A 23,369-nucleotide genomic window follows, 5' to 3' on the forward strand; every position below is an offset into this window, starting at 1 on the left:
TCGCCAGCTTGCTCTTCTTGAGCAGAAAGCCCAGCACCAAAATGAGACCGATCACTATCAGACTGGAGAGCAACCAGGAGCTCAGACTAGGCACGTTGGCAGATGCCGCTGTCTCGGCAAAGGCCGGAACAGGCAGCAATAACAACAGGAGGCGCATCATTTGAGCTTCTTGATCCGTTCAATCTGGCTGATGACGTCAGTCAGGCGGATACCGAACTTGTCGTTCACCACCACCACCTCGCCGTGAGCGATCAGGGTACCGTTGACCAATACATCCAGCGGCTCGCCTGCAACACGATCCAGCTCCACCACCGAGCCCTGGTTCAGCTGCAACAGGTTGCGGATGCTGATCTGGCTGCGGCCCACCTCCATGGCGATAGTGACCGGAATATCGAGAATGGTGTCGAGCTTGCGACGCTCCTCGGCACTGATGGGGGCATCATCTTTCAACTCTTCCAGCGGGGCTGGCTTGGCTTCCGCCGTCACCTGCTCCTCCAGAGCCGCAGCCCAGGCATCAGCCATCAGATCCTCTTCCTCAGTTCCGCTCATCTTGTTTCCTTATGCTACTTCGTGACCGTTTACCGTAATAAACCGTCAATTATCGCTGTTGATCTTCGATACTGCGCTCGAGCTCTTCCAGCTCGGCCTCGCCATCAATTCGTACCCCGCCCCGGGTCACCAGATGCATCTCCGTCTTGACCCCTTCAGGACGTTTGAGCTTGTCGGTGATCTTGAGCGCCACATTATCCTTGGTGCGGCCCATCTTGGCGTGGAAAGTGGGCAAGTCCTCCACAAAAACCAGCAGATTTTCCGGCATATCGACCGGAATGATATCGCCGGGTCGCAGCTCCATCAGTTCACGCAGGGTGAGTTCGGTCTCCAGCAGCTTGGCCCGCAGCTCCACCTTGACGTCCATGATCTCGTCACGCAGCGCCTTGCTCCAACGTACGTCGGTATCCCCCTTGTCACTCTGCACACCGGCATCCAGCAGCTCGCGGATCGGTTCCAGCATGGAATAAGGCATCGCCACGTGGAAGTCGCCACCGCCACCATCGAGCTCGATGTGGAACGAGCTGACCACGATCACCTCGGTCGGGCTGACGATGTTGGCCATCGCCGGGTTCACTTCGGAGTCGAGATACTCGAACCCCACATCCATCACCGGCGCCCAGGCATCCTTGTAATCCTCAAACACCAGTTTGAGCAGCATCTGGATAATGCGCCGTTCGGTCGGGGTAAATTCGCGCCCTTCAATCTTGGCGTGATAACGGCCATCGCCACCGAAGAAGTTCTCCACCAGGATGAAGACCAGTCGAGCCTCCATGGTGATGAGTGCCGTCCCCTTGAGTGGGCGGAACCGCACCATGTTGAGACTGGTCGGCACAAACAGGGTATGAACATACTCGCCAAACTTGAGCATCTGCACCCCGTTGATAGAGACCTCGGCGGTACGACGCATCATGTTGAACAGGCTGATCCGCATATGGCGGGCGAAACGTTCATTCACCAACTCCAGCGTCGGCATGCGACCACGGACGATGCGGTCCTGGGAGGAGAAGTCAAACTGGGCTACGCCGGGGTCTCCAGCGCCGCCTATCTCTTCCTCTTCGACATCATCGACACCGTGCAAGAGGGCATCAATTTCGTCCTGACTTAACAGATCGCTCACGCTTCACCTACTGCATTACAAAGCCGGTAAACAGCACTTGTTCGATAACGGGGGAAGAGACCAGGTCCTTGAGCACCCGACGGCACTCTTCCAGTGAATCCTTGCGCAGCTTCTCCTTGCCTTCAAAGGTCATCAGCTGTTCGGCACTGGCTGCGCTGAATACCCGCAGCAAGGTGCCTTCAATCAGGGGGATATTCTGTTTGGCCAGCGTCTCGTCGGCGGTACCGCGCACCATCAGCTGGATCTTGATCTGCACCAGTCGATCTCGCTGGGCACCTGCGACGTTGAAGACAAAGGGGCGCGGCATACCGACATAGAGGGAAGGTTTAGGCGCTTCCTCCTTGGGTGCGGCCTCGGCACCTTCCGCCGCTTCAGCGGGCGGTTTATCGGAGCCGGAGAGCATCAGGAAGGCGCCAACACCACCACCGCCCAGCAAAATTACCGCCAGGGCAATGATAATGATCAGCTTCTTTTTCTTGCCCGCAGCCGGGTCTTTTAGCGTCAACTCGTTATCGTCAGCCATCCCTTGTCCACCCTAGTCTCAAACTTGTTCGATATCATAAACTTACTCGGGATTGCATCAAGCATAGAAATCAATTCCGGAACCGTTTGTCGATTCCACCAGCAAACTGGGGTTGGAAGTGGTGAGTTCCCCTTCAACCAGCCCGTTACCGGACCGCTGCTGACCACTACTCTGACCTTGCTGCCCCTGCCCGTTAAAGGTGGGCTGGCCCTGTTGCTGCTGTTGTTGCGGCTGCTGCTGCACCTGCGTCTGACCAAGCTGGATCCCCTGCCCTGCCAGCATGTCACGCAGCCGGGGCATCGCCTGCTCCAGCATCTCGCGGGTCTGTCCATGTTGTACCACAAAATGGACGTTGGCCTGGCTGTCGGCTCCCATCTGGATCTGGATCTTCATCTTGCCAAGGCCGAGGGGGTCGAGCTGAATTTCCGCCTGTTGCAGTTTTTCGGCCAGCATCACATTGACCTTCTGGTGCAATTCGGCAGGCGCTTCCTGACTGGCCAGTTTCAAATGGGGTAAATTCTGCGGCTCACGGCGCAGCGTTGTCTCAGCGGCGGGCGCCCGGCTATCGGCTACCTGTGGCTGAGTTTGGCTGTTTTGGCCATGCTGAACAGTCTGGTTCTGGCTGATCTCACCGCTCGATGTCGCCGCAACCAGGCTCTTCTCCGCCTCACCGGCCTTCGGTTTTACCTCAAGCGAAACCGCTTTGCGCACCTCGTCGGTGCCGGTCACTTCCATCTGCTTGATGCCGGCTGAAATGGTCGACAGCGGCGCTTGCGGCCCTTGAGATTCAGCCTGTGCCAACACCTGCTGCGGCGCCACCATCACGGGGGCGGCAGCACTATCGGTCTGAGCCGTCGCAGTTGCCGTTACGCTGCTCTGGGCTGCGGCACTTTCTGCGGCACTCTGCGCCGTCGTCACGGGCGCCGAACCTTGATTGGCGGCGGTGGCTGGCTGCAGGCTTCCCTCGGCAGCACTCTTTTCTGCCCCCTTACCAGCTACCCCACTTCCATCCGCAGTTGCTGAAGTAGTTGCAGCGCCCGCCTCAGACTGCTTGAGTCCCTCGCTGAAGGCCTTGAGCGCAGCCCCCTGAGTCGCAGCTTGCGTCGCCTGCCCCTTGTTAGTCAAAGCATTGCTGGCGGCGAGATCGGATTTGCTGTCGCCAGCCTCTTTTGCAGCGAGTGACTCAGCGGATTTGGCGGTGCTTGCCGACTCATCGACCGGCAGCACCTTGGCCAGCTGGGCCATCCGCTCTGCCCCCGTGAGGGGCTTGGTGTGCTTGCCATCTGCTCCGAGGGTTTCGCCCTTGGCAGAGGCTTTCTCCCCGGTCTGCTCATCCGCAGTAGTGGCGGCATCTTCACCTTCAGAGGAGAGAACGGCAGCAGACGCATCGCCCTTCGCCACCACTCGCGCCGCGGAAGACGATACGGTGGTTTCTGGAGTCGAGTTGGCGGTCGTCGCCAGCGGCGACTGCGCCCCGGTCTGACCGGCAAGCTGTTGGGCAATCCTGGCAGCGGCAGGAGTCTGCTCGCTTTCATCAAGCGCAATCCCCTCCAGCTCACCCTCTTGCGGCAACGGATTGCCGTCTACCGCAGTGGCGCTCTGTTGGGCAGCCACCGCCAGCTGGGGCGTCACTAGCGAGGTATCGAGCTTGAGGGAGTCTTGCAGGCGCAGCAGAAAGTCGGTGGCAGGGACCTCCTCCACCTTGTTGTCGGCGTCAGGATCCTGCTCCTTGCCGGTCTCCTCTTTGGGAGAGGCGCTCTCGGTCGCCAAAGATTTGGCTGATCGGACATGGTTACCGCCCTGAGTGGCCTCGGCGGCGCCCTGTTCGCTGTTCCGGGCCTTGGCAATCAGGGTGGCGAAATCCCCCTTGCTGTCGCTGCCGGTTCCCCCATCGATACTTTTGCTCTCGACGGAACCGCTCAGAGGCGCTTTGTCCAACCCGTTGGCCGGAGCCGAAGGCGTTTGTGTCAACAGTGTCTGCATCATGATGGGATCCCTGAATTCTGGTGGCCCCCAAAGAGATGGCCGCCGACAATGTCCATATCAAAGCAAGTTACAGGCCAGATTGATGAAAACGTCGCAACATGGCGTACTCATCCAGCATCTTCTGCTCCTGACGCTGGGCTTTCTGCTGCTCGCGGCTCGCTTGCTTCTCCAGTAACAGCTCTACCGCTTTGCGCCGCTGCTGGGCCGCCAGCCACTCTTCACGGCGCTGTTCCAGCGCCTGACGCACCTGCAACACCCCTTCGTACTGCTGGGTCGCTGCCTGTTCGAGCTTGTTGATAAAGGCGTGATACTGGGTGTTTTGCTGGGGCGAAATCCCCTGCAGGCCGCGATCGGTCCACTGCTGGTGATAGATCTGGCGATACTGATTGAGGGCATTTTGCTGATCCATGAACAGCTTGAGATCCTGCTGCGCCTTCACCAGCGCCAGCGCACACTGCTGCTCCGCCTCCACCAGCCGATCGGCCAACAATACCAACCCTTTACTCATCGTCGACCTCTCTGTTACCGACCATCATCAGCGCATCAATGGCATCGCCACCATCTGCAAGGCTTGCAGGCCATCATCGTAGTGAATGACCTCGCGCATCCCCTGCTGCAAGAACTGATCCAGATAGGGTTTTTGAATGATGGCGCGGTCGATGCGCGGATCGGAACCCTGACTGTAGGCGCCGATGGTGATGAGATCCCGGTTCTGCTGATAGAGGGAGTAGAACTGCTTGAGGGTGCGCGCCAGATCCATATGTTCCGGCGAGGTGACCATGGGCATAACCCGGCTGATGGACTTCTCGATGTCGATGGCCGGATAGTGGCCCGCATCGGCCAGCTCGCGCGACAACACTATGTGGCCATCGAGGATCGCCCGCGCCGCATCGGCAATGGGATCTTGCAGGTCATCCCCCTCGGTCAAGACGGTGAAGAAGGCGGTGATGGAGCCCTGGCCGTCACTGCCGTTACCCGCCCGCTCCACCAGCGCCGGTAATTTGGCAAATACCGACGGTGGATAACCCTTGGTCGCTGGCGGCTCGCCCACTGCCAGCGCGATTTCACGCTGGGCCTGGGCATAACGGGTCAGCGAATCCATCAAGAGCAGCACATTAAGCCCCTGATCGCGAAAATACTCGGCGATGGCCAGCGCCGTTTCACACCCCTTGAGCCGCATCAGTGGCGAGGCGTCGGCGGGAGCCGCCACCACCACGGAGCGGGCTCTCCCCTCCTCTCCCAGAATGTCTTCGATAAACTCTTTCACTTCCCGGCCCCGTTCACCGATGAGGCCGACCACCACCACATCCGCCACCGAGCCGCGAGTCATCATGCCCAGCAGCACCGATTTACCGACACCGGAACCGGCAAACAGCCCCATCCGCTGGCCCTGACCCACCGTCAGCACGGCGTTGATGGCGCGTACCCCCACGTCCATCGGCTGATGGATCGGGCGGCGAGAGAGCGGGTTGATGCGGTGCTGGGCAAACTGCACGGTCTGGGAGGAGAGAATGGGGCCGAGCCCATCGAGTGGCTGACCAATGCCGTCGATGACCCGACCAAGCAGGTTCATCCCAACCGGAATGCCGTGCTCTTCGGTGATGGGCACCACCCGGGCACCGGGGATCACCCCCTTGAGCTGCTCGCTCGGCATCAGATAGAGGCGATCGCCAGAAAAACCGACCACTTCAGCCTCCAGCGTCCCATCAAGGGTATCGATGCGGCAGAGAGCACCGATGGCGGCGCGGCAGCCAATGGCTTCGAGGGTCAGCCCCACCACCCGGGTCAATTTGCCGGCGACCGGCGGTTTGGGGGCGCTGTCGCGTACCTTGTACCCTTGCAACCGGTTCAGTAGCGAGCCGCTCATCTGGCCTCCTGAGAGCTAAAAAGTGCAGCCGGACGGCAACGTCCGGCATCGGTTATGGGCGTGAGTCCGGCGAAGCCGGTTTCTGCGACGCATTATCCCGCAAGAAGTTGCGCAGCAACTGATCGATGCGCCCGGAGAGGGTCAAATCGATGCTGGAGAGCTCGGTCGCCAGTTGCAGATCGCCGGGGGAGAGGGTGGGATCGCTTTGCAATCGCCAGTGGCGCTTGGCGCACTCTTCGGCACCAAATGCCTGTTCGATTCGCGCGATATCGTCGGGATGCAGCATCAGAGTTACCCCCTGTTCGGCGGCGGGCAGCAAGGCCAGCCCCTCTTTGAGCGCCTCCAGCAGAATGCGGGGGGAGGTCTCCGCTTCGTGACGAATAAGCGCGCGGGCCAGTTGCATCACCAGCGAGACCAACTGCTGCTCCACCGCCTGATCCAGCTCGTTAAGCGGATTGGCAAGGCGGGCGGCGAGCCCCTGCCAGTGGGCAATCTCCTGCTCCACCAGCTCGCGGCCCATGGCCAGCCCCTCCTCGCGCCCCTGTTCGAGACCGGCAGAGTGGCCCTGTTGCAATCCTTCCAGCTTGCCCTCTTCCATCCCCTTGGCATAACCGGACTCGCGCCCCTCGGCCATCCCCTCTTCCCAGGCGGCCTGACGGATCGCTTCAAGCTCTTCGGCGGTTATGCTGGGGGTCGGCTCCTGTTCGGGCTCCGGCTCCACCACCTCCTCTTCCTGCTGATACCAGTCAGGGGCCAGGCCAAGAGCATTGGTAGGCGCTCCCGCCTCTACCTCGACCTCCATCTCGGGCCAGCCCCAGGTCTCAACCCGGGCATCATCACCCTCGGGACGCACATAACCACGCAGTTTGTTGTTCATGCTTTGCGCGGCTCCTCACCACTGCCTGATGCGGGTTTGGCATCGCAATTCGGTTTATGGGCCATGGCTTAGAGGAACTCCTCGCCGCCACCGGCGCCCAGCATGATTTCGCCGGCATCCGCCAGACGACGGGCGATGGAGAGGATCTCTTTCTGGGCCGCTTCCACTTCGGAGACCCGGATCGGCCCCATGGCCTCCAGATCGTCTGCCAGCATTTCGGCCGCCCGTTTGGACATGTTCTTGAAGATCTTCTCGCGCATCTGATCGTCGGAGCCCTTGAGGGCGCGTTGCAGCAGATCCCCCGGCACTTCCCGCAGCATGGTCTGGATGCCGCGATCGTCCACATCGATGAGGTTTTCGAACACGAACATCAAATCCTGGATCTGCTGGCTCATCTCTTCGTCCGACTCGCGGATGGAGTCCATCAGCTGGCCTTCGATATTGGTATCCAGATAGTTCATGATGTTGGCGGCTGCCTTCAGGCCGCCCATCTTGGCTGCCTGGGCACCGGCCGCACCGGCAAACTGTTTCTCCATGATGTCGTTCAACTCTTGCAGTGCCGCCGGTTGTACCTCTTCGAGGTTGGCGATACGCATCACCAGATCGAGGCGCACCTGCTCCGGGAACTGGCTCAGGATCTCGGCGGACTGCTCCGGCTCCAGATAGGAGAGCACGATGGTCTGGATCTGCGGGTGTTCGTTCTGGATGATGCTGGCCACCTGACGGGCATCCATCCACTTGAGCGAATCGAGGCCACGGGCGCCAGAACCGAGAATGATCTGGTCCACCAGGTTGCTCGCCTTGTCCTCGCCAAGAGCCGCCACCAGTGCCTTGCGCACGAAGTCTTCGCTGCCGATACCGATGTTGGTGTACTTCTGGATATCGTCGATGAATTGACGGTGCACCGCCGCCACCCGATCGTGACTGAAGTCAGACATGGAGGCCATCGACATACCGAGCCGCTGCACCTGCTTGGGCTCGAGATGACGGAAGATCTGGGCGGCATCCTCTTCATTGAGGCTGAGCATCAACACCGCAGCCATCTCCATCCCCGACATCTGGTCGAGGATCTGGCGCTGACTGTCGGTGATGTCATTGCCGGTGACTTGACTCTTCTTTTCTTCAGGCATCTTTGTTCGTTACCCATTCTTTAATGACCTGAGCGGCCAGATCCGGCTCGTTCGCCACCAGCGCACGTACCGCCTTGAGCAAGTCTTCGTCACGGTGCAGATCCGGCAGTTTCAGCTGGCCATCGCGTACACCAAATACCTGATCGTTCTCGACTTGTGCTGACAGCAGACTCAACTCGTCGTCGCCACCCAGTACGGTGTGGTTGTCGAAATCCACTTCCCCTTCCGGTTTCGCATCCGGGTAGAGCAGTCGCTTGAGCATGGGGCGAACCACGGTGACGATCAAGACGATGATCACCAGTACCGAGGCGGCAATCCGCACCGCACGCCAGAACCAGGGCTGATCGTAGAGCGGCACCTCGGCCACGGTATCCAGCTCTGGGCGATTGAACGGAATCGCGACCACCTCAAGGGTATCACCCCGGGTCACATCAAAGCCAAGGCCACCGCTCAACAAACGGCGCAATGTATCGAGTTCTGCCTGGGTGCGCGCCTCACGAGTCACGGCCCCGTCGGCACCGGGTACCGCTTTGTAATCCACGGCAACCGAAACAGTCATGCGGCGAATGCCACCCATCTGGCGACGGGTATGGCTGACGGTGGTATCCAGTTCGAAGTTGCGAGTCGCCTCTTTGCGGGAACGGCCCGAAGCAGCAGCGCTGGCACCATCACCACCGGTCGCCTCCTCGGGAATATTGGAGGCGGCAGGGGGCTGGTTGGAGAGGGCGCCGGGCACACCACCGTTGCTGCCGCTGGCGCTGTTCTCTTCCATGGTCATCTCGGAGCGCACAGCAGGCAAGTCAGGGTTGTAAGTCTTGCGGGTCTGCTCCTGCTGGGAGAAGTCGAGGGAGAGATCCACTTCCGCCGTATAGTTGTCGGCCCCCAGCACCGGGATCAGGATGGCGTCAATTTTTTGTTTGTACTCCAGCTCCTGCTTCTGCTGCATGGCAAACTCTTTGCGAGTCTGGGCCGAGATCGGGTCTTGCGAGCCGGAGTTGAGCAGGCGGCCATTCTGGTCGGTGACGGTGACACGGGTCGGCTCAAGGCCATGCACGGCGGAAGCGACCATATCGACGATGGAGTCCACCTCCCCCTGCCCCAGCGCCGCCCCTTTCAGGTTGAGTACCACGGTGGCACTGGGTTTGCGTTCGTTGCGGGCAAACACGTTGTCTTTCGGGATAGCCAGCAGCACCTGGGCCTTGGCCACATTCTGGAACTGCTCGATGGCGCTCGCCAGCTGGCGCTCGCGGCTCAGCTTCAGACGTTCGCTCTCCATCCGCTGGCTGACGCCGAAACTGGAATCTTTGAGCAGGATATCCTCACCACCGATGTTGCTATCGGTGGCATTGGCAAGACCGGCACGGGTCAGGGCCAGCTGGATAGTGGGGTAGTTTTCGGCGTTGACCAGCACGCTCTTGCCATCCACCTCATAGGGGATCTTCTGCTGATCGAGGAAGTCGAGAGTCTTCACCAGCTCCTGGGTGGTGTAGGTGCCGAGGGGACGCATGTCCGGCTCCTTGCCCCACAGCAGGATAAACACCGCAATGGCCAGACAGATGGCAAGCCCCAGGATCAGGGTGATTTGCCGCAGCACATCGGTGTTGGACAGGAAGCCCAGCGCCGAACTCTTCTGCTCATTTTCATCGAGGGCGGCGGTGCCCTCATCGTTTATCAGCAGATCGCCGTTTTGGTCAGTAGCCACGATTTATGTCCTTATTGCTGACATGTTCATGATGTTCAGTCGTCATGGTTTATTGGCGTCACTTATACCGGCATGTTCATGATGGTTTTGTAGGCATCGACCATCTTGTTGCGCACCTGTACCGTGGCTTCAAAGGCGATGGAGGATTTTTGGCCCGCGATCATCACCTCGGCCAGATCCACCGACTTGTCACCCATATCGAAACGGGTACGCAGATCATTGGCGGCCCCTTGCAGCTCGTTGACGTTGCCAAGCGCCTGTTGCAGCAGCTGACCAAAGTCGGAGGTTACCTGACGACCGGGTTGTGCCAGCGGCGTTGCGCCTGCTTCGATCTTGAGCGCCTGCATCTCTTGCATCAGGCTGCTTGCACTAATTTCCATTTTCCATCCCCAGACAAATCATTGACGCTGGCATGCAACAAGCAATTAGAGTGCCAATCAGATAAACATCATGCTAGGCAAGGGGTATTACGGGGTCATCAGCAGGATAAAATGTGTAAAAAACGAGCTCTACTGCCGGTAGTGGAACCTTGGTACGTAACCGGCAGAGGCGGGTCACCTTATTGAGTCAAGTCCTTGTCAATCCAGTACTTGGAGCCGGAGATATTGGCATCGAGCAGCAGGCCCTTCTCACCAATCTGGTAGATGGCCATGCCGCCATTGTATTTGGCGGTAAGCTCGGCGCTCTCCTTGCCGGCCACCACGCCCACTTCGGAGGTGGCCTCCCACCCCTGGGTCACGAAGGCATCGAATCTGGCCTTGTCTTCAAACAGGACCACCTGCTGATAGAACTTGCCGCCAATCCCGGCCGCCAGACCTGCGCCAAACATCTTCATATAGGTGTGCTTGCCGGTTTTGCGATTGACTGCCACCCCGGCCCCCTGATTGGTATGCAGCATCAGGGAGAACTTGCGCGAATCGAACACTGCATAGCCATAAGCCTTGTCAAACAACAACTTGGCTGATGGCTGCTCGTTGAACAACCGGATCAGCGCAGTGTCGGCCATGGTATTGAGCGCGATCCTCGCCTCTTTCGCCGTCTTGGGGTTGAGCATCTCGTTGAGCTCCTTGTCGGCTGCCTTCAGCCACTCCTTGCCTGTCGCGATGCTCTTGTCGGTCCAGACCCCGGCGGTATTGAAGGCATCCTCTCCCCAAGCCGAGATGGAGGCCCAGCTCTTTTTGGAAAAATCGCTGACATCCTGCCACACCTCCTTGCTGGTCTCGCTCACTGCCGCTCCCAGATCGGACGCTGCGGCCTTGAGCTTGGCCCAGTCGGCATAACAGGGTGAGAAGGCCAGACTCAGTGACAAGGCCAGCAACCAGTTACGCTTGTTCATTTTTTCACTCCCGTATTGTCGAGTGTCTGGGTTACCTGGGACGATCACCTACAACAGGCTACCCGCTGAAAATCACTCCCGCATTATCGGAAGGGGAATCCGGTTAAGCAATCATTGAGTCCTGTTTATCCCGCAACAGCCCGATAGCGGTTAACAAAAAGGCTGCTCATCAAAGAGGAGCAGCCTTGTTAAGCACAGTAAAACCGGACGGGCTTATTCGACCATCATCACCTTGCAGGTGTTGGTACTACCCACGGTTTCCATCTTGTCACCGTGAGTCAGCAGCACCATGTCTCCGCTTTGCAACAGCCCCTTCTCCTTGAGCACGGCCAGCGCGTCGCGGCAAACTTCGTAGACCGGTTTGGTCTCGTCACCATCAAACATCACCGGAGTGACGCCACGGTAGAGATTGGTCCAGGCCAGGGTCTTGTTGTGGGGAGACATGGCGAAGATCGGCAGACCGGAGCTGATACGGGACATCAGCAGCGGCGTGGTGCCGGACTCGGTCAGTGCCACGATCGCCTTCACCCCTTCCAGGTGGTTGGCCGCATACATGGTGGACATGGCTACAGCTTCTTCAACGGAAGTGAAGGTGTAGCTCATGCGGTGGTTGGAGACGTTCAGGCTCGGGTGCTTCTCGGCACCGACACAGACGCTCGCCATGGAGGTCACGGTCTCGATGGGGAACTGACCGGCGGCAGTCTCGGCAGAGAGCATCACCGCATCGGTACCATCCAGCACGGCGTTGGCCACGTCCATGACCTCTGCACGAGTCGGCAGCGGCGCGTTGATCATCGACTCCATCATCTGGGTAGCGGTGATCACCACACGGTTCAAACGACGGGAGTGGCGGATCAACTTCTTCTGTACACCAACCAGCTCGGGGTCACCGATCTCGACACCCAGATCGCCACGGGCGACCATCACAGCATCGGAACCGAGGATGATGTCTTCCATCGCCTCATCGGTGGCGACGGTTTCGGCACGCTCAACTTTAGCCACGATCTTGGCATTGGAACCGGCTTCGCGGGCCAGCTCGCGGGCGTAACGCAGGTCATCGCCACAGCGCGGGAAGGAGACAGCCAGATAGTCCACATTCATGCGGGCAGCGGTCTTGATGTCTTCCTTGTCTTTCTCGGTCAGGGCCGGAGCGGAGAGACCACCCCCTTTCTTGTTGATGCCCTTGTTGTTGGAGAGCGGCCCGGCCACGGTCACCGTGGTGTGAATGCGGGTGCCTTCAACCTGCTCGACCTTCAGCTGCACACGGCCATCGTCCAGCAGCAGGATGTCGCCCTGTACCACATCGTCTGGCAGGCTCTTGTAATCGATGCCAACCTGCTCCTGGCAACCTTCACCCTTGCCGAGTGCCGCGTCGAGAATGAACTTGTCACCGATGGCCAGATAGATTTTGCCATCCTTGAAAGTGGAAACACGGATTTTCGGGCCTTGCAGATCACCCATGATGGCAACGTGACGACCGAGCTTGGCAGCAATGTCACGCACCTGATTGGCGCGCAGGATATGGTCTTCAGCAGTGCCGTGAGAGAAGTTCATCCGCACCATGTCAGCCCCGGCGCGGATGATCCCTTCGAGGATCCCTTCGCGGTCGGTAGCCGGACCGAGTGTGGTTACAATCTTTGTACGTCTAGGCATGAAAGACTCCAATATGAAGTTGATATGACTTGAGATTCTGCCCCATCAAGCCCATGGCTCGATGCACCCGCTTACAAACCATCTGGGTGGTTTTTGTTATTAAATTACAATACTACACCAAGGCGGGTGGCATAGACAGTCGGGGGCCGGAGCCCCCGACGGTTCAGGAAGAGTGCGGGGTTTCGAAGCGGGATTCGCGCAATCCCTCTTTTACTTTCTTCAGATTTTCGCGAAATTTCATCCCCCGGCGCAGGGTAAAACCGGTCGCCAGCACATCCACCAGCGCCAGCTGGGCGATGCGGGATGCCATCGGCATATAGACATCGGTATCTTCCGGCACATCCATGGAGAGCACCAGATTGCACTCGCGGGCCAGAGGGGAGTCCTTGGCGGTCATGCCGATCACGGTGGCGTCGTTCTCGCGGGCCAGCGCGGCGATTTCGACCAACGCCTTGGTACGGCCGGTGTGGGAAATAAGTACCACCACATCCCCTTCGCTGCTGTTGATGCAGCTCATGCGCATCATGACGATATCGTCAAAGCTCACTACCGGAATGTTGAAGCGAAAGAATTTGTTCTGGGCATCGCGGGCAACGGCGGAGGAGGCGCCAAGGCCGAAGAAGCTGATCTTCTTGGACTGGGTCAGGATATCGACGCAGCGGTTGATGGCAGAGATATCCAGGCTGTTTTTGGCGGCATCCAGACAGGCCATGGTGGACTCGAAGATCTTGGCGGTATAGGTATCCGGCCCATCTTCCGCTTCTACATGACGATTTACGTAAGGGGTGCCATTGGCCAGGCTCTGGGCCAGATGGAGTTTGAAATCAGGAAAGCCCTTGGTATCGAGACGGCGGCAAAAGCGGTTGACGGTCGGTTCACTGACATCGGCCATCTTGGCCAGAGCGGCGATGCTGGAGTGGATGGCGGTCTGGGGAGACGCCAGGATCACCTCGGCAACCTTGCGTTCTGATTTACTGAAACTTTCCAAGTTGTTCGTAATTTTATCAAGGGTATTCATCATCACCACCAGGCGTTTTTGTAATTTAGCTTCAGTGTCTTTGCACTCAATCTACGGCTAAGCAAGTTTCCATTCAAGCTAAGGACTATACAAGACAAGCGGTTATCGCAACTAACGCCTGCCATACAAAGTATGACTCATCTCTAATTATTTCGTACTTTTCGTTACAAAACGTCACCTTGCCATGAAAGCGCTTACAAATGTTGCAAAGCAACAACACTGTGAGCAGGCGCACGTTTGTATCGATCCGGCGGGTGAGCAAGCCTGAGCTCGGATAGAATGGGCCGTCATAATCCAACAATAATCTCGGGACACCAGAGTCGTCCCCATCCAGTAACGAAGGAGTTGTTATGCAGCATACCCATGCGCTGGTCGGCGATGTCGGCGGCACCAATGCGCGTCTGGCCCTGTGTGAGCTGGCCACCGGTACTATCTCTCAGGCAAAGACCTACTCAGGTCTGGCCCATCCCAGCCTTGAAGCCGTGGTACGCCTCTATCTGGAGGAACACAAGGTTCAGGTGGCTGAAGCCTGCATCGCCATCGCCTGCCCCATCAACGGTGACTGGGTTGCCATGACCAACCACAGCTGGGAGTTCTCCATCAGCGAGATGCAGAGCAATCTCGGGCTGGCGCGCCTGCAAGTGATCAACGACTTTACTGCGGTCTCGATGGCGGTGCCGGTATTGGCTGAATCGGATCGCATACAGCTTGGCGGCGCCGCGCCGGTAGCGGGCAAGCCCATCGCCATCTATGGTGCGGGTACCGGCCTTGGGGTCGCCCATCTGGTCAAGGCGGGTGAGCAGTGGCTGAGCCTGCCGGGTGAAGGTGGTCATGTGGATTTTGCTGCCAACACCCAAGAGGAAGATGCGGTGCTGCAAGTAATGCGAGGCGAATTGGGCCATGTCTCGGCAGAGCGTTTCCTCTCCGGCCCGGGTCTGGTCAATCTCTATCGCGGGCTGGTGAAATCCGATGGCCGTGAGCCCGAACCGTTTGCCCCCAAAGACATTACCGAGCGCGCACTGGCCGGGGAGTGCCTCGATTGCCGTCGCACATTGAGCCTGTTCTGCGTGCTGATGGGCCGCTTTGCCGGCAATCTGGCCCTCAATATGGGTACCTTTGGCGGCGTCTATATCGCAGGTGGCATAGTGCCGCGCTTCCAGGAGTTCTTTACCGGTTCCGGTTTCCGGGTCGCCTTTGAAGACAAGGGACGCTTCAAGTCCTACCTCAAGGAGATCCCGGTGTTTCTGATCACCCATGAAGGGCCGGGGCTGCTCGGTGCGGGCGCTTACTTGCGCCAGTCGATGGGGATCACTATCTGATTGAAAAGGGGAACGAGGCGGGATCATCCATGGTTCAGCCTCGATTCAGTGTGAATGGCATAAAGTAGCCGCACGTAACCAAGAGTGTTGTGCTTCACAAGGAGTGGAAAGCGACTCTCATCCGCTGGATACGTTTGTCACCTGACAAGCCTGAACTGTTTCAACCGGCCTTTTGGCCGGTTTTTTTTACGTCTGATATCCGGGATTACTGGGCCAGCGCCTTCAACTGCGCCTTGTCTGGCGGATTGTTCCAGTCGATGGGACCGTGGGTAAAACGGTACTGCAACCGTGGCAGGCTGGTCTCCAGCCACTCTTCCCGAAAATAGGCATAACCCTGATCCCAATCCGGATCATTGGCCCAACCGCTCTGGAGGAAGTAGAGGCGAGTGCCCTGCCCTTCCGGCACAAAGCGCAGGCAAACCTGGGTCTTTTGCTGGCGGATATGGGGCAGGCTGGGCGGGAAATTCCAGCTGAAACTGAGCAAGTCATAGGGCATGACGGCCATGACCCGGCACCCTTCACTGCCACGTTCACCCAGCGGGGCATCAGGCCTGAAGTAGATCTCGAAAGGACCATTCGGTTCGGCCACCATCAAACATTCGGGAGCCAGAAAACTGCGCAGACCGCTTTCGGTAGTCCAGGCGTGCCAGACATCGTCTATGTGCGCCGGAACAAAAATGTTGCCTTCAATCAGTTTATTGTCCATAAATCAGCGATCCTCAAGCCATCCATACAAGGGACTCCGGCAGTATAGCCCCATGGCAAATACAATGGACAGTGCTTAATCACACCCTTGTCATTTGCATCAATTAACCTGCCTCAGTGCAGCGGCCTCAATGAACATTGGCTTGATCCGGGAGGACATCATGATCCGGCTCATGGAAGAACACGACATTCCCCAACTGGCCCGGCTGTTTTTAAAGAGCCGCCGCCACACCTTTCACTGGGTCGATCCCGCCCGTTTCCAACTCGAGGATTTCGAGGCGCAGACCAAAGGTGAACAGGTGTGGGTAGCCGAACAGGGGGGCAATATCTGCGGCTTTATCGCCATCTGGCAGCCCGATCACTTCGTCCATCACCTCTATGTGTCAAGCGACTGGCACGGTCAGGGGATAGGACGCGCCCTGCTGGAGCAGGGCCTCGCTGATTCGCCGCACGGCTCGCTCAAAGTTGCGACCCGCAACACGGCGGCAGTAGCCTTCTACCATCGGCTGGGCTGGCAAAACAGTGATGAGACAGGCCACTGCGATATCACCGGCCCCTGGTGCAAGTTGCTTAGAAGCTAGCGGGACGCCCGGCACCTGCGCTTTGCGGCTGAACAGGCACCAGCGGTGCCGGGGGGAAGAACCAGCGGTAGAGATCGAACCAGCCATCTCGCTGGGCAATCACGACCTCATGCACCGGATCGCGCTGGAAAATTGCCACCTTGTTTTCGGTCAGCGGCACCCAGGCATAGTTGACCAGCGCATATTGCGACTGGATCAGGTTGTACTCATTGAGATAGGAGTCATCGTTACCCGATTCGTGCAGTTGGGTACGACTGTCGATGAGGTAGACAAGCTGGTTGAAGAAGGTCAGTTGAAAACCGGTCACCCGCCACTTCTCTCTGGTCGCCTCCTCCTCTTCGATCACGGTGATTTTGCCCCAGCGGCACACCCCGTGATAGTTAACTCCATTGGCTGACATTTTCAGGTCGTAATGGCAGCCCAGACTGTTGATCAACATCCCGACCACAAACAGCAGCACGACAAGCAGTGGCAACAGCAGCAAGGTATTTTTCAGCGTTCGTTTCATCAGAGATCCCTTACAGCGTTTTTTCGAGCTCTTGATAGGAGAGCACGCGAACCTGGTGGCCGGAGACCAGCACCAGCGATGCCGGTTTGACTGGTGGCACATCGCTCCGTGCCTCCATCTGGCAAACAACGCCGGTCGGCGAGTCGGTGCAGTGCACATGGAGCCACTCGAAATGGAGATAGCTGGCGACAAACGCCACCAGCACAGCCAGTAGCAGATTGACGTACATCAGGCCCCTTGCCAGCATTGGCCGCCCGATACCGCTGAGAAAGGCAAGTTTGGCGCGCTCACCAAAAGAACGGGGAGCAGCAGGCTCTTTGATGACCTCGTGGTCGGAGCTTGGTGATGTCGACGGTGGCTGCGCAGCCGCTGCAGGCGTGGGCTCGCTCATCGGCTCGGGCAAGGGCTCACTCTCTGTTGGCAGTGCCTTGCCGTAATAGCTCTTCATCTTGCAGTTAAGATGCAGGGAGTACCCTTTTTTCGGGGTACTTCTGATATCCAGCGTCTGGGGAGATGAAGCGAAGTGGCGACGAATATTGGCGATGGCCACGTTCAGGGAGTTGGGGCTGATGGGGCGACCCAACCAGCCGATTTCGAGCAACAGATCCTTGTCGCACACCTCGTCATGGTGATCGAGCAGATAGCTGAAAATGAGGCACTCTGCCGATGACAAACGCACCACCCGGGCGCTTTGCAAGTTGTCCTTGTCGGCACAGAAGATCAGCTCTCGCCTTTTGACATCAAAGACATAATCACCGAAGTGATAGGCTGATATGTTATTGCTTGGCGCAACCCCCGTCATACCAACCACCTGTTATTTGCATTCATCATGAAGAAGATGGGATTCCACACCTGATAAAGCCAGATGGCGGCTCAGGACTCGCTGTAATTAAACGAAATTCTAAAGGGTCGAGATCAGCGGCACAATAGATGCAGGCAGGCATGAGCGGGGAAAATGAAAATATGCGTCCAGCGCTGTCGGACTGCGTATCGGGCAGAGCATGATGCTGCGAGTTTCGCGTATCGCGGTCACGCCAATCTCAGCTGAACAGTGACATGGGCATGACGAAAAGCGCTGCAGGACAAGGCCCCTTGCCCCTCACAACATCTCGCCGCGCCTCAAAATAATGGGAACCGGCCTGCCCCGCAGGATGATCCAACGGGGCGAAGTGAACTGACTAGACCCGAAACTGCTTGAGCAGGGTGTCGAGTTGGGCCGACAGCTGCCGCAGATCACTGCTGGCTTCGGCAACCTGTGCCACTCTGGCCGCACTCTCGCTGTTGAGCGTCGCAATCCGGTTGACACTGTGGCTGACCGCCTCTGCCACCGAGTGCTGTTCTTCCGATGCCTGGGCGATATACATGTTCATCTCGCGGATCAGGCTGACCTGATTTTTAATCTTCTCCACCGATGTCTGCACATCTGCCGCCTCGATGCCGGCGCGGGATGCCTTCTCCTGACTCTGTTGCATTCCGGCCCCGACATTCTGGGTCGCTTGCTGCAACCGCTTGATACTGGCGCTGATCTCCTCCGTCGACTGGCGAGTACGGCCCGACAAGGTGCGCACCTCATCCGCCACCACCGCAAAACCGCGCCCCTGATCACCCGCCCGCGCCGCCTCGATGGCCGCGTTGAGGGCAAGCAAATTGGTCTGCTCGGCAATGCCGTTGATCACCTCGATGATGGTGCCAATGCTGCTGCTCTCGGTCGAAAGGGTGCGCATCAGGGTGGCGACCCGCTCCACCTCCCCCACCAGTTGATGGATGGCCTCATTGGCATGGCCCGCCAGATTGTAACCCTGCTCCACATAGATGTTGGCCTCATCGGTAGCGCCAGAGGTTTTCACCGCGTTACCAGCCACTTCCTGCACAGCCTGACTCATCTCGGTGATGGCGGTAGCGACCTGATCCAGCTCGGATTGCTGGGCGTCACTGCCTACCCGGGTATCTGCCGAGAGGGAGTCGCAGAGTTCGGCGGTTTGCAACACACCGGCAGAGAGCTCGTTGATCTCCGCCACCATCTCCTGCAACTTGGCAATAAAGTGATTGATGTTGGTGGCCAGCGCGCCCATCTCATCCTGGCGGCTGATCTTCAGACGCCGGGTCAGATCCCCCTCTCCTTTGGCCAGATCAAACACCGCCTGATTCATCTGATGGAGCGGCCTGAGCACATTGCGATGAATCAGCACCATCAGCAACGCGATGATGCAGAGATCGAGCACCAGGATCTGCCAGACGGTGGTGATCAACTGCTGGCGCAGTTGGGCCTGAATGGCAGCATCACTGGTTTGCACCAGCAATCGGGCCACTGTGTTTTTCTGGCCGCTGTCGTCATAGACCAGATCATACCCCCCGTAGGCAGACACATCGGCAGGCATGGCTGTCACGGGGGCAATGTCCCCCGCCGAATCACGGGCAAACCCGGCCACCAGCTTGTCCTTGTTGACCACCAGCAAAGCACTCAGGATATCGGCCGCCAGCTCGGACTTGAGTGATGCCTCGATGAAGGCCGATTCATAATTCCACAGCGGGCCGGGCAGGGAGAGCTGCAGCCGGCCGATGGCCTGTTCGACCAGCGCACTCTGTTTGCTGTAGCTCTCCGCCCTGACGGCGTGGTAGTTGTAAGCGCCAAACAACACCAGTAGCAGACTCACCGACAGGGAGGTCAACACGGCAATCCTGAACGTCAGACTTTTCCAATCCATGGTTTCCTCCCGGTTTTACGGCAGCCGGCGCAGTGCCATTGCGCGGCACTTGCTATTGGTACTGTTACTGGTACTTGGCATTGATCTTGTCGATGGTGCCATCCGCCTTCATGGCAGCGAGGATCTCGTTGAGCTTGGTGATGAGATCATCGGGCGTATCCTTGTTAAACGCCAAGCTCATCTGGGTTTCCTTGAACACGAAGACCGGCTTGGGTGAGGCCACCTTCTCCTTGCTGGCCAGATAGGGGGCCAGATACTGGCCGGTAGCCCAAAGATCGATGCGACCTGCCTCCAGTTTCTTCACGTTGGCGGTGTCGTTGGCCGCCAGCTGCAACTTGGCAAATCCCTGGGCTTTGAGATACTCGGCGGCCGCATCGCCGTTATAGCCACCCACCGAATACTGCTTGGCATCTTCCAGCGACTTGACCGTGATATTGGCGGTCGAGCTGGAGAAAAACACCCAGTTGTTATTGACCAGCGGCCCTACCCACTTGAACAGTGCTTCCCGCTCCGGAGTGCGGGTCGTGGAGTAGAGGGCGGTATTGGGTGTACCGAGGGTATCTTCGTACGCCCGTTTCCAGGGCATCAGGGTCAGCTTGTATTCGACTCCAGCACGCTTGAACAGTTCTTCGACCACCTCGGTCGACAGCCCGACAATCTTGCCCCCCTCCCCCTGCATGTTGAATGGCGGGTAATCCTCGGTCATCACGTTCAGTGGCGCAGCCTGAACAGCGCTTATCGCCATCATGGAAGAGACTGAAAAAATTGCACTTTTCCACAGCAGTTGATAGTTCATTGCAACCTCGCTTTGCTTGCCATTCATCCCTGAACATCCGCCGTTACCGATGGCGGTGCACGTCTAACCCGCTGGGGTCATGCCGGCTTTCACGGCTCGCCGCCCACCCATGTGCAGCAGCAAACAGATCCGGATTTTGCCTGTGCGCAACGAAACGCAACCGGCGAGGGAGGCTCACAACAAATCGAGGAGGAAACATGCCAGGGCAGCATAAGGGGAGTGTGGAGTGGGGCGGATAAGCCTCTGCCATACAACAGCGCCGTGGCAAAGAAAAAGCGCATCGTTTTACGACAGGGGTCTGGGAGAGAAATGATAGAAAACGCCAACATCCATTTTCCCATACTGCTCGAGGAGACCTCAGAGCCAAACCTGTCCTTTAGCTAAGGTCACGAAAAGAGATACGTCAAATGAGAATGCTAACCCCCTCATCTGCTTCCAAATTAGATTCCAGATGAGCTCCGTCGAGCCAAAAAGTGGCGCTAGATACCCGAAAATGAGAAGGCCACCGCGAGGTGGCCTTCTCCAAATCAACAATGAACGTCTGGTGGAACTCAATCCTTGGCCGCGTCCATCACACCCTCTTCGGAGTGCGCAGGCAAGATCAGGTTGAGCAGGATGGCGGCAACAGATGCCAGGCCAACGCCGGCCAGCGCGAAGTCGCCAATCTTCATCTCCAGCGCACCGACACCGACGGTCAGAGTCACGGCGACGATGGCGATATTGCGTGACAGCCCCAGATCCACCTTGGATTCCACCAGCGTCTTGAGACCGATGGCAGCGATGGATCCGAACAGCAGCAGCATGATACCGCCCATCACCGGCATGGGGATGGAGGTGAGCAACGCATTGAACTTGCCGAAGAAGGCCAGAATGATGGCAAACACCGCAGCCCAGGTCATGGTGACCGGATTGAAGTTGCGAGTGATCATCACGGCACCGGTCACTTCGGCGTAGGTGGTCACGGGTGGGCCACCGATGAAACCGGCGAAGCAGACGCCGATGCCGTCACCGGCCAGCGTACGGTGCAAACCCGGATCCTTGGTGTAATCCTTGCCAGTCACGCCACCAATTGCCAACACGCCACCGATATGCTCGATACAGGGGGCGATGGCTACCGGCAACATGAACAACGCAGCAGCCCAGTTGATCTCCGGGGTTTCGAAGTGGGGCAGCGCCAACCAGGGGGCGTTCACCATGCCATCGAAACTCACCTGGCCCATGAAGACCGCCGAGACATAACCGGCAATCACGCCACACAGGATGGGGATCAGCTTGATCCACCCCTTGCAGAACACAGCTGCAATCAGGGTGACAGCCAGCGAGATACCGGCCAGCGTCAGCGCAGTCCCCGCAGGTACCACCTGCTCACTACCGGCACGGCCCATCGCCATGTTGCAGGCAACCTGCGCCACAGAAAGACCGATCACCATGATCACCGGGCCAATCACCACCGGGGGCAGCAATTTGTGCACAAAACCCATCCCTTTTGCCCGGATCAGCGCAGCCAGAATGAAATACATGAAACCGGCGGCAAACAGGCCAAACATGGTGGATGGCAATCCCCAGGTCTGGGTGGCGTAGATGATGGGAGCAATGAAGGCAAAGCTGGAACCGAGGAAAATCGGGACCTGGCGGCGGGTGCAGAGCTGGAACAACAGGGTGCCCACACCGGCGCCAAGCAGGGCCATGGAGGGGTTCAATCCGGTGAGCAGAGGCACCAGAACCATGGCACCGAAGGCGACAAACAGGATTTGCAGCCCGGCGACACTTTGCTTGACTAAGGAAAACATGGATGTCCTTAATTTTTTGATAACTGATGGGGATATTTATCACTTTTCAGTCATCACAAGACTTTTTCAAGGCACAAAATGAACACAAATGCGTCACCTGTTACCTTTTACTGCTTGGGAAGGGCATGAAACTGGCTTTTTAGGCGGGATTCGTTGCTACAAGCATCGAGTATGCGATTTTACGCATTATTGTGACGAACGCCAATCGTTTTTCCATCATGTTTATTGTGTTCATGGTCAAAAATACCACCGCCAGGGGGCGCTCTATAATGGATCCTGTGAATCAAGATGGACAAGGAGTCCCCATGTCACAGCCCCCATTCAAGGCCAGCCAGCGCAGATTGCTTATTGGCTCGGCCATCGCACTCGCCCTGTTTGCAAACCCGTTCAGTTATGATTTCGCCCACAATGAGTGGCAAATGAATCAGGCCTATGCCAAGTCCTGCTTTATCGCCGGCACTCGCATCACGATGGCCGATGGCTCCACCCGCCCTATAGAGACGCTGCGGGTCGGTGAACGGGTGCTGGATCAGCACGGCGGCAGTAACCGGATCCTGGCGATCGAACGGGTCATACTAGGCAAGCGCAGACTCTACGGGATCAATGATCTGCCCCCGTTCTTTACCGCAGAGCACCCTCTGCTGACCACGCGGGGCTGGGCGGCCATCTCACCGGCCATGACCCGAACCGAAAACCCGCAACTGGCGATGCTGCCGCTATTTACCGGCATGCAGATAATGTGTCGCCCGGCACCTGTTATGGTGACGGGCAATCTGGCCCTGCAACCCCAGCCGGAATTACTGCTGGTTGAGTCACTCTGCTGGATCGAGGCATCTCCCACTACCGCACTCTTCAATCTGCTGCTCGATGGCAGCCACAGCTACATCGCCAATGAGCTGATCGTTCACAACAAAGATGGCGGTGGTGGCGACAGCGGTGGAGGCAGCAACAGTAACGGAGGCAGCAACAGCGGCGGTGGCAGCAACAGCGGCGGTGGCAGCAACAGCGATGGGGGCAGCGATGACAGTGGCGGCCAAGGCGAGCATGCCGGCGGAGAGCAGCATGGTGGAGGTGAACGGCATGCTGGTGGAGAAAAACATGCAGGGGGAGAACGCCATGGGGGTGGCCGCGGGTTTGGCAATGGCGTTGATGACAACGGCGTGGATGCCGTCGATGCCAACGGCAACAAGCTCAGAGGTGATGG

General features: G+C 58.2%; 21 protein-coding genes and 2 pseudogenes. 3 read left to right on the forward strand and 20 right to left on the reverse strand.

The window, feature by feature from the left end; translation table 11 throughout:
- The 14 genes and pseudogenes from L972_RS16585 to L972_RS16650 form a co-directional block, all read right to left on the reverse strand.
- Positions 1-160, reverse strand: a pseudogene (locus L972_RS16585) (flagellar biosynthetic protein FliO); the annotation flags it as partial.
- The gene (fliN, locus tag L972_RS16590) at positions 157-549 is read right to left on the reverse strand and encodes a flagellar motor switch protein FliN (RefSeq protein ID WP_005298791.1); all 393 of its coding nucleotides are present in this window, start codon (positions 547-549) and stop codon (positions 157-159) included. The pseudogene L972_RS16585 and the gene fliN, both read right to left, overlap by 4 nt.
- Positions 550-598: 49 nt before the next feature.
- The gene (gene fliM / locus L972_RS16595; RefSeq protein WP_005334736.1) at positions 599-1,669 is read right to left on the reverse strand and encodes a flagellar motor switch protein FliM; all 1,071 of its coding nucleotides are present in this window, start codon (positions 1,667-1,669) and stop codon (positions 599-601) included.
- Between the two features lie 7 nt (positions 1,670-1,676).
- On the reverse strand, positions 1,677-2,192 hold the full coding sequence (gene fliL, locus L972_RS16600) for a flagellar basal body-associated protein FliL (protein ID WP_042054463.1): 516 nt from the start codon (positions 2,190-2,192) through the stop codon (positions 1,677-1,679).
- Positions 2,193-2,249: 57 nt separating this feature from the next.
- The gene (locus tag L972_RS16605; protein ID WP_047439661.1) at positions 2,250-4,178 is read right to left on the reverse strand and encodes a flagellar hook-length control protein FliK; all 1,929 of its coding nucleotides are present in this window, start codon (positions 4,176-4,178) and stop codon (positions 2,250-2,252) included.
- Positions 4,179-4,245: 67 nt separating this feature from the next.
- The gene (fliJ, locus tag L972_RS16610) at positions 4,246-4,686 is read right to left on the reverse strand and encodes a flagellar export protein FliJ (protein ID WP_005334746.1); all 441 of its coding nucleotides are present in this window, start codon (positions 4,684-4,686) and stop codon (positions 4,246-4,248) included.
- Between the two features lie 27 nt (positions 4,687-4,713).
- Positions 4,714-6,045, reverse strand: coding sequence for a flagellar protein export ATPase FliI (gene fliI / locus L972_RS16615; protein ID WP_005334747.1), 1,332 nt, complete (start codon positions 6,043-6,045; stop codon positions 4,714-4,716).
- A gap of 52 nt (positions 6,046-6,097) precedes the next feature.
- The gene (gene fliH, locus L972_RS16620; protein ID WP_047439663.1) at positions 6,098-6,922 is read right to left on the reverse strand and encodes a flagellar assembly protein FliH; all 825 of its coding nucleotides are present in this window, start codon (positions 6,920-6,922) and stop codon (positions 6,098-6,100) included.
- Positions 6,923-6,990: 68 nt separating this feature from the next.
- Complete coding sequence (fliG, locus tag L972_RS16625) at positions 6,991-8,052, reverse strand: flagellar motor switch protein FliG (RefSeq protein ID WP_005334749.1); 1,062 nt, start codon at positions 8,050-8,052, stop codon at positions 6,991-6,993.
- The gene (gene fliF, locus L972_RS16630; RefSeq protein ID WP_047439665.1) at positions 8,045-9,754 is read right to left on the reverse strand and encodes a flagellar basal-body MS-ring/collar protein FliF; all 1,710 of its coding nucleotides are present in this window, start codon (positions 9,752-9,754) and stop codon (positions 8,045-8,047) included. Before fliF ends, fliG begins: the two co-directional genes overlap by 8 nt.
- 62 nt (positions 9,755-9,816) lie before the next feature.
- Positions 9,817-10,134 (reverse strand): flagellar hook-basal body complex protein FliE, encoded by a 318-nt coding sequence (gene fliE / locus L972_RS16635; protein ID WP_005362062.1) that lies wholly within the window; start codon positions 10,132-10,134, stop codon positions 9,817-9,819.
- A 179-nt stretch (positions 10,135-10,313) separates the two neighbouring features.
- A complete protein-coding gene (gene befA, locus L972_RS16640) occupies positions 10,314-11,090 on the reverse strand; it encodes a beta cell expansion factor BefA (RefSeq protein WP_047439667.1) in 777 nt (258 codons plus the stop codon).
- Positions 11,091-11,303: 213 nt separating this feature from the next.
- Positions 11,304-12,743 carry a pyruvate kinase gene (gene pyk / locus L972_RS16645; RefSeq protein WP_005362071.1) on the reverse strand — a complete coding sequence of 480 codons (1,440 nt, stop codon included), beginning with the start codon at positions 12,741-12,743 and terminating at the stop codon, positions 11,304-11,306.
- 163 nt (positions 12,744-12,906) lie between these two features.
- The gene (locus L972_RS16650) at positions 12,907-13,761 is read right to left on the reverse strand and encodes a MurR/RpiR family transcriptional regulator (protein WP_005334759.1); all 855 of its coding nucleotides are present in this window, start codon (positions 13,759-13,761) and stop codon (positions 12,907-12,909) included.
- Between the two features lie 341 nt (positions 13,762-14,102).
- Here L972_RS16650 and glk point away from each other — a divergent pair.
- Positions 14,103-15,080: pseudogene (gene glk, locus L972_RS16655) on the forward strand (glucokinase); the annotation flags it as partial.
- 205 nt (positions 15,081-15,285) lie between these two features.
- On the opposite strand, the gene L972_RS16660 reads toward glk, so the two are convergent.
- Positions 15,286-15,786, reverse strand: coding sequence for an SRPBCC family protein (locus L972_RS16660; RefSeq protein WP_005334766.1), 501 nt, complete (start codon positions 15,784-15,786; stop codon positions 15,286-15,288).
- 160 nt (positions 15,787-15,946) lie between these two features.
- Between L972_RS16660 and L972_RS16665 the strand changes: the two genes are divergently transcribed.
- Positions 15,947-16,366, forward strand: a complete 420-nt coding sequence (locus L972_RS16665; RefSeq protein ID WP_047439678.1) for a GNAT family N-acetyltransferase — start codon at positions 15,947-15,949, stop codon at positions 16,364-16,366.
- Here L972_RS16665 and L972_RS16670 read toward each other — a convergent pair.
- The 5 genes from L972_RS16670 to L972_RS16690 all read right to left on the reverse strand — a co-directional run bounded on the left by L972_RS16670 (position 16,356) and on the right by L972_RS16690 (position 22,165).
- Positions 16,356-16,874, reverse strand: coding sequence for a hypothetical protein (locus tag L972_RS16670; protein WP_019445799.1), 519 nt, complete (start codon positions 16,872-16,874; stop codon positions 16,356-16,358). The genes L972_RS16665 and L972_RS16670 overlap by 11 nt on opposite strands.
- Positions 16,875-16,884: 10 nt before the next feature.
- Positions 16,885-17,676, reverse strand: coding sequence for a winged helix-turn-helix domain-containing protein (locus L972_RS16675; protein WP_047439672.1), 792 nt, complete (start codon positions 17,674-17,676; stop codon positions 16,885-16,887).
- Positions 17,677-18,052: 376 nt separating this feature from the next.
- Entirely contained in the window at positions 18,053-19,579 is a 1,527-nt protein-coding gene (locus L972_RS16680) for a methyl-accepting chemotaxis protein (protein WP_047439674.1), read from the reverse strand.
- A 64-nt stretch (positions 19,580-19,643) separates the two neighbouring features.
- The gene (locus L972_RS16685) at positions 19,644-20,375 is read right to left on the reverse strand and encodes a substrate-binding periplasmic protein (RefSeq protein WP_047439680.1); all 732 of its coding nucleotides are present in this window, start codon (positions 20,373-20,375) and stop codon (positions 19,644-19,646) included.
- Between the two features lie 551 nt (positions 20,376-20,926).
- The gene (locus tag L972_RS16690; RefSeq protein WP_005334784.1) at positions 20,927-22,165 is read right to left on the reverse strand and encodes a uracil-xanthine permease family protein; all 1,239 of its coding nucleotides are present in this window, start codon (positions 22,163-22,165) and stop codon (positions 20,927-20,929) included.
- A 305-nt stretch (positions 22,166-22,470) separates the two neighbouring features.
- Between L972_RS16690 and L972_RS16695 the strand changes: the two genes are divergently transcribed.
- On the forward strand, positions 22,471-23,369 hold an 899-nt coding region (locus tag L972_RS16695; RefSeq protein WP_047439676.1), incomplete at its 3' end, for a hypothetical protein.

The sequence above is a fragment of the Aeromonas sp. ZOR0001 genome (assembly GCF_000801015.1).
Lineage (GTDB): Bacteria > Pseudomonadota > Gammaproteobacteria > Enterobacterales > Aeromonadaceae > Aeromonas > Aeromonas veronii.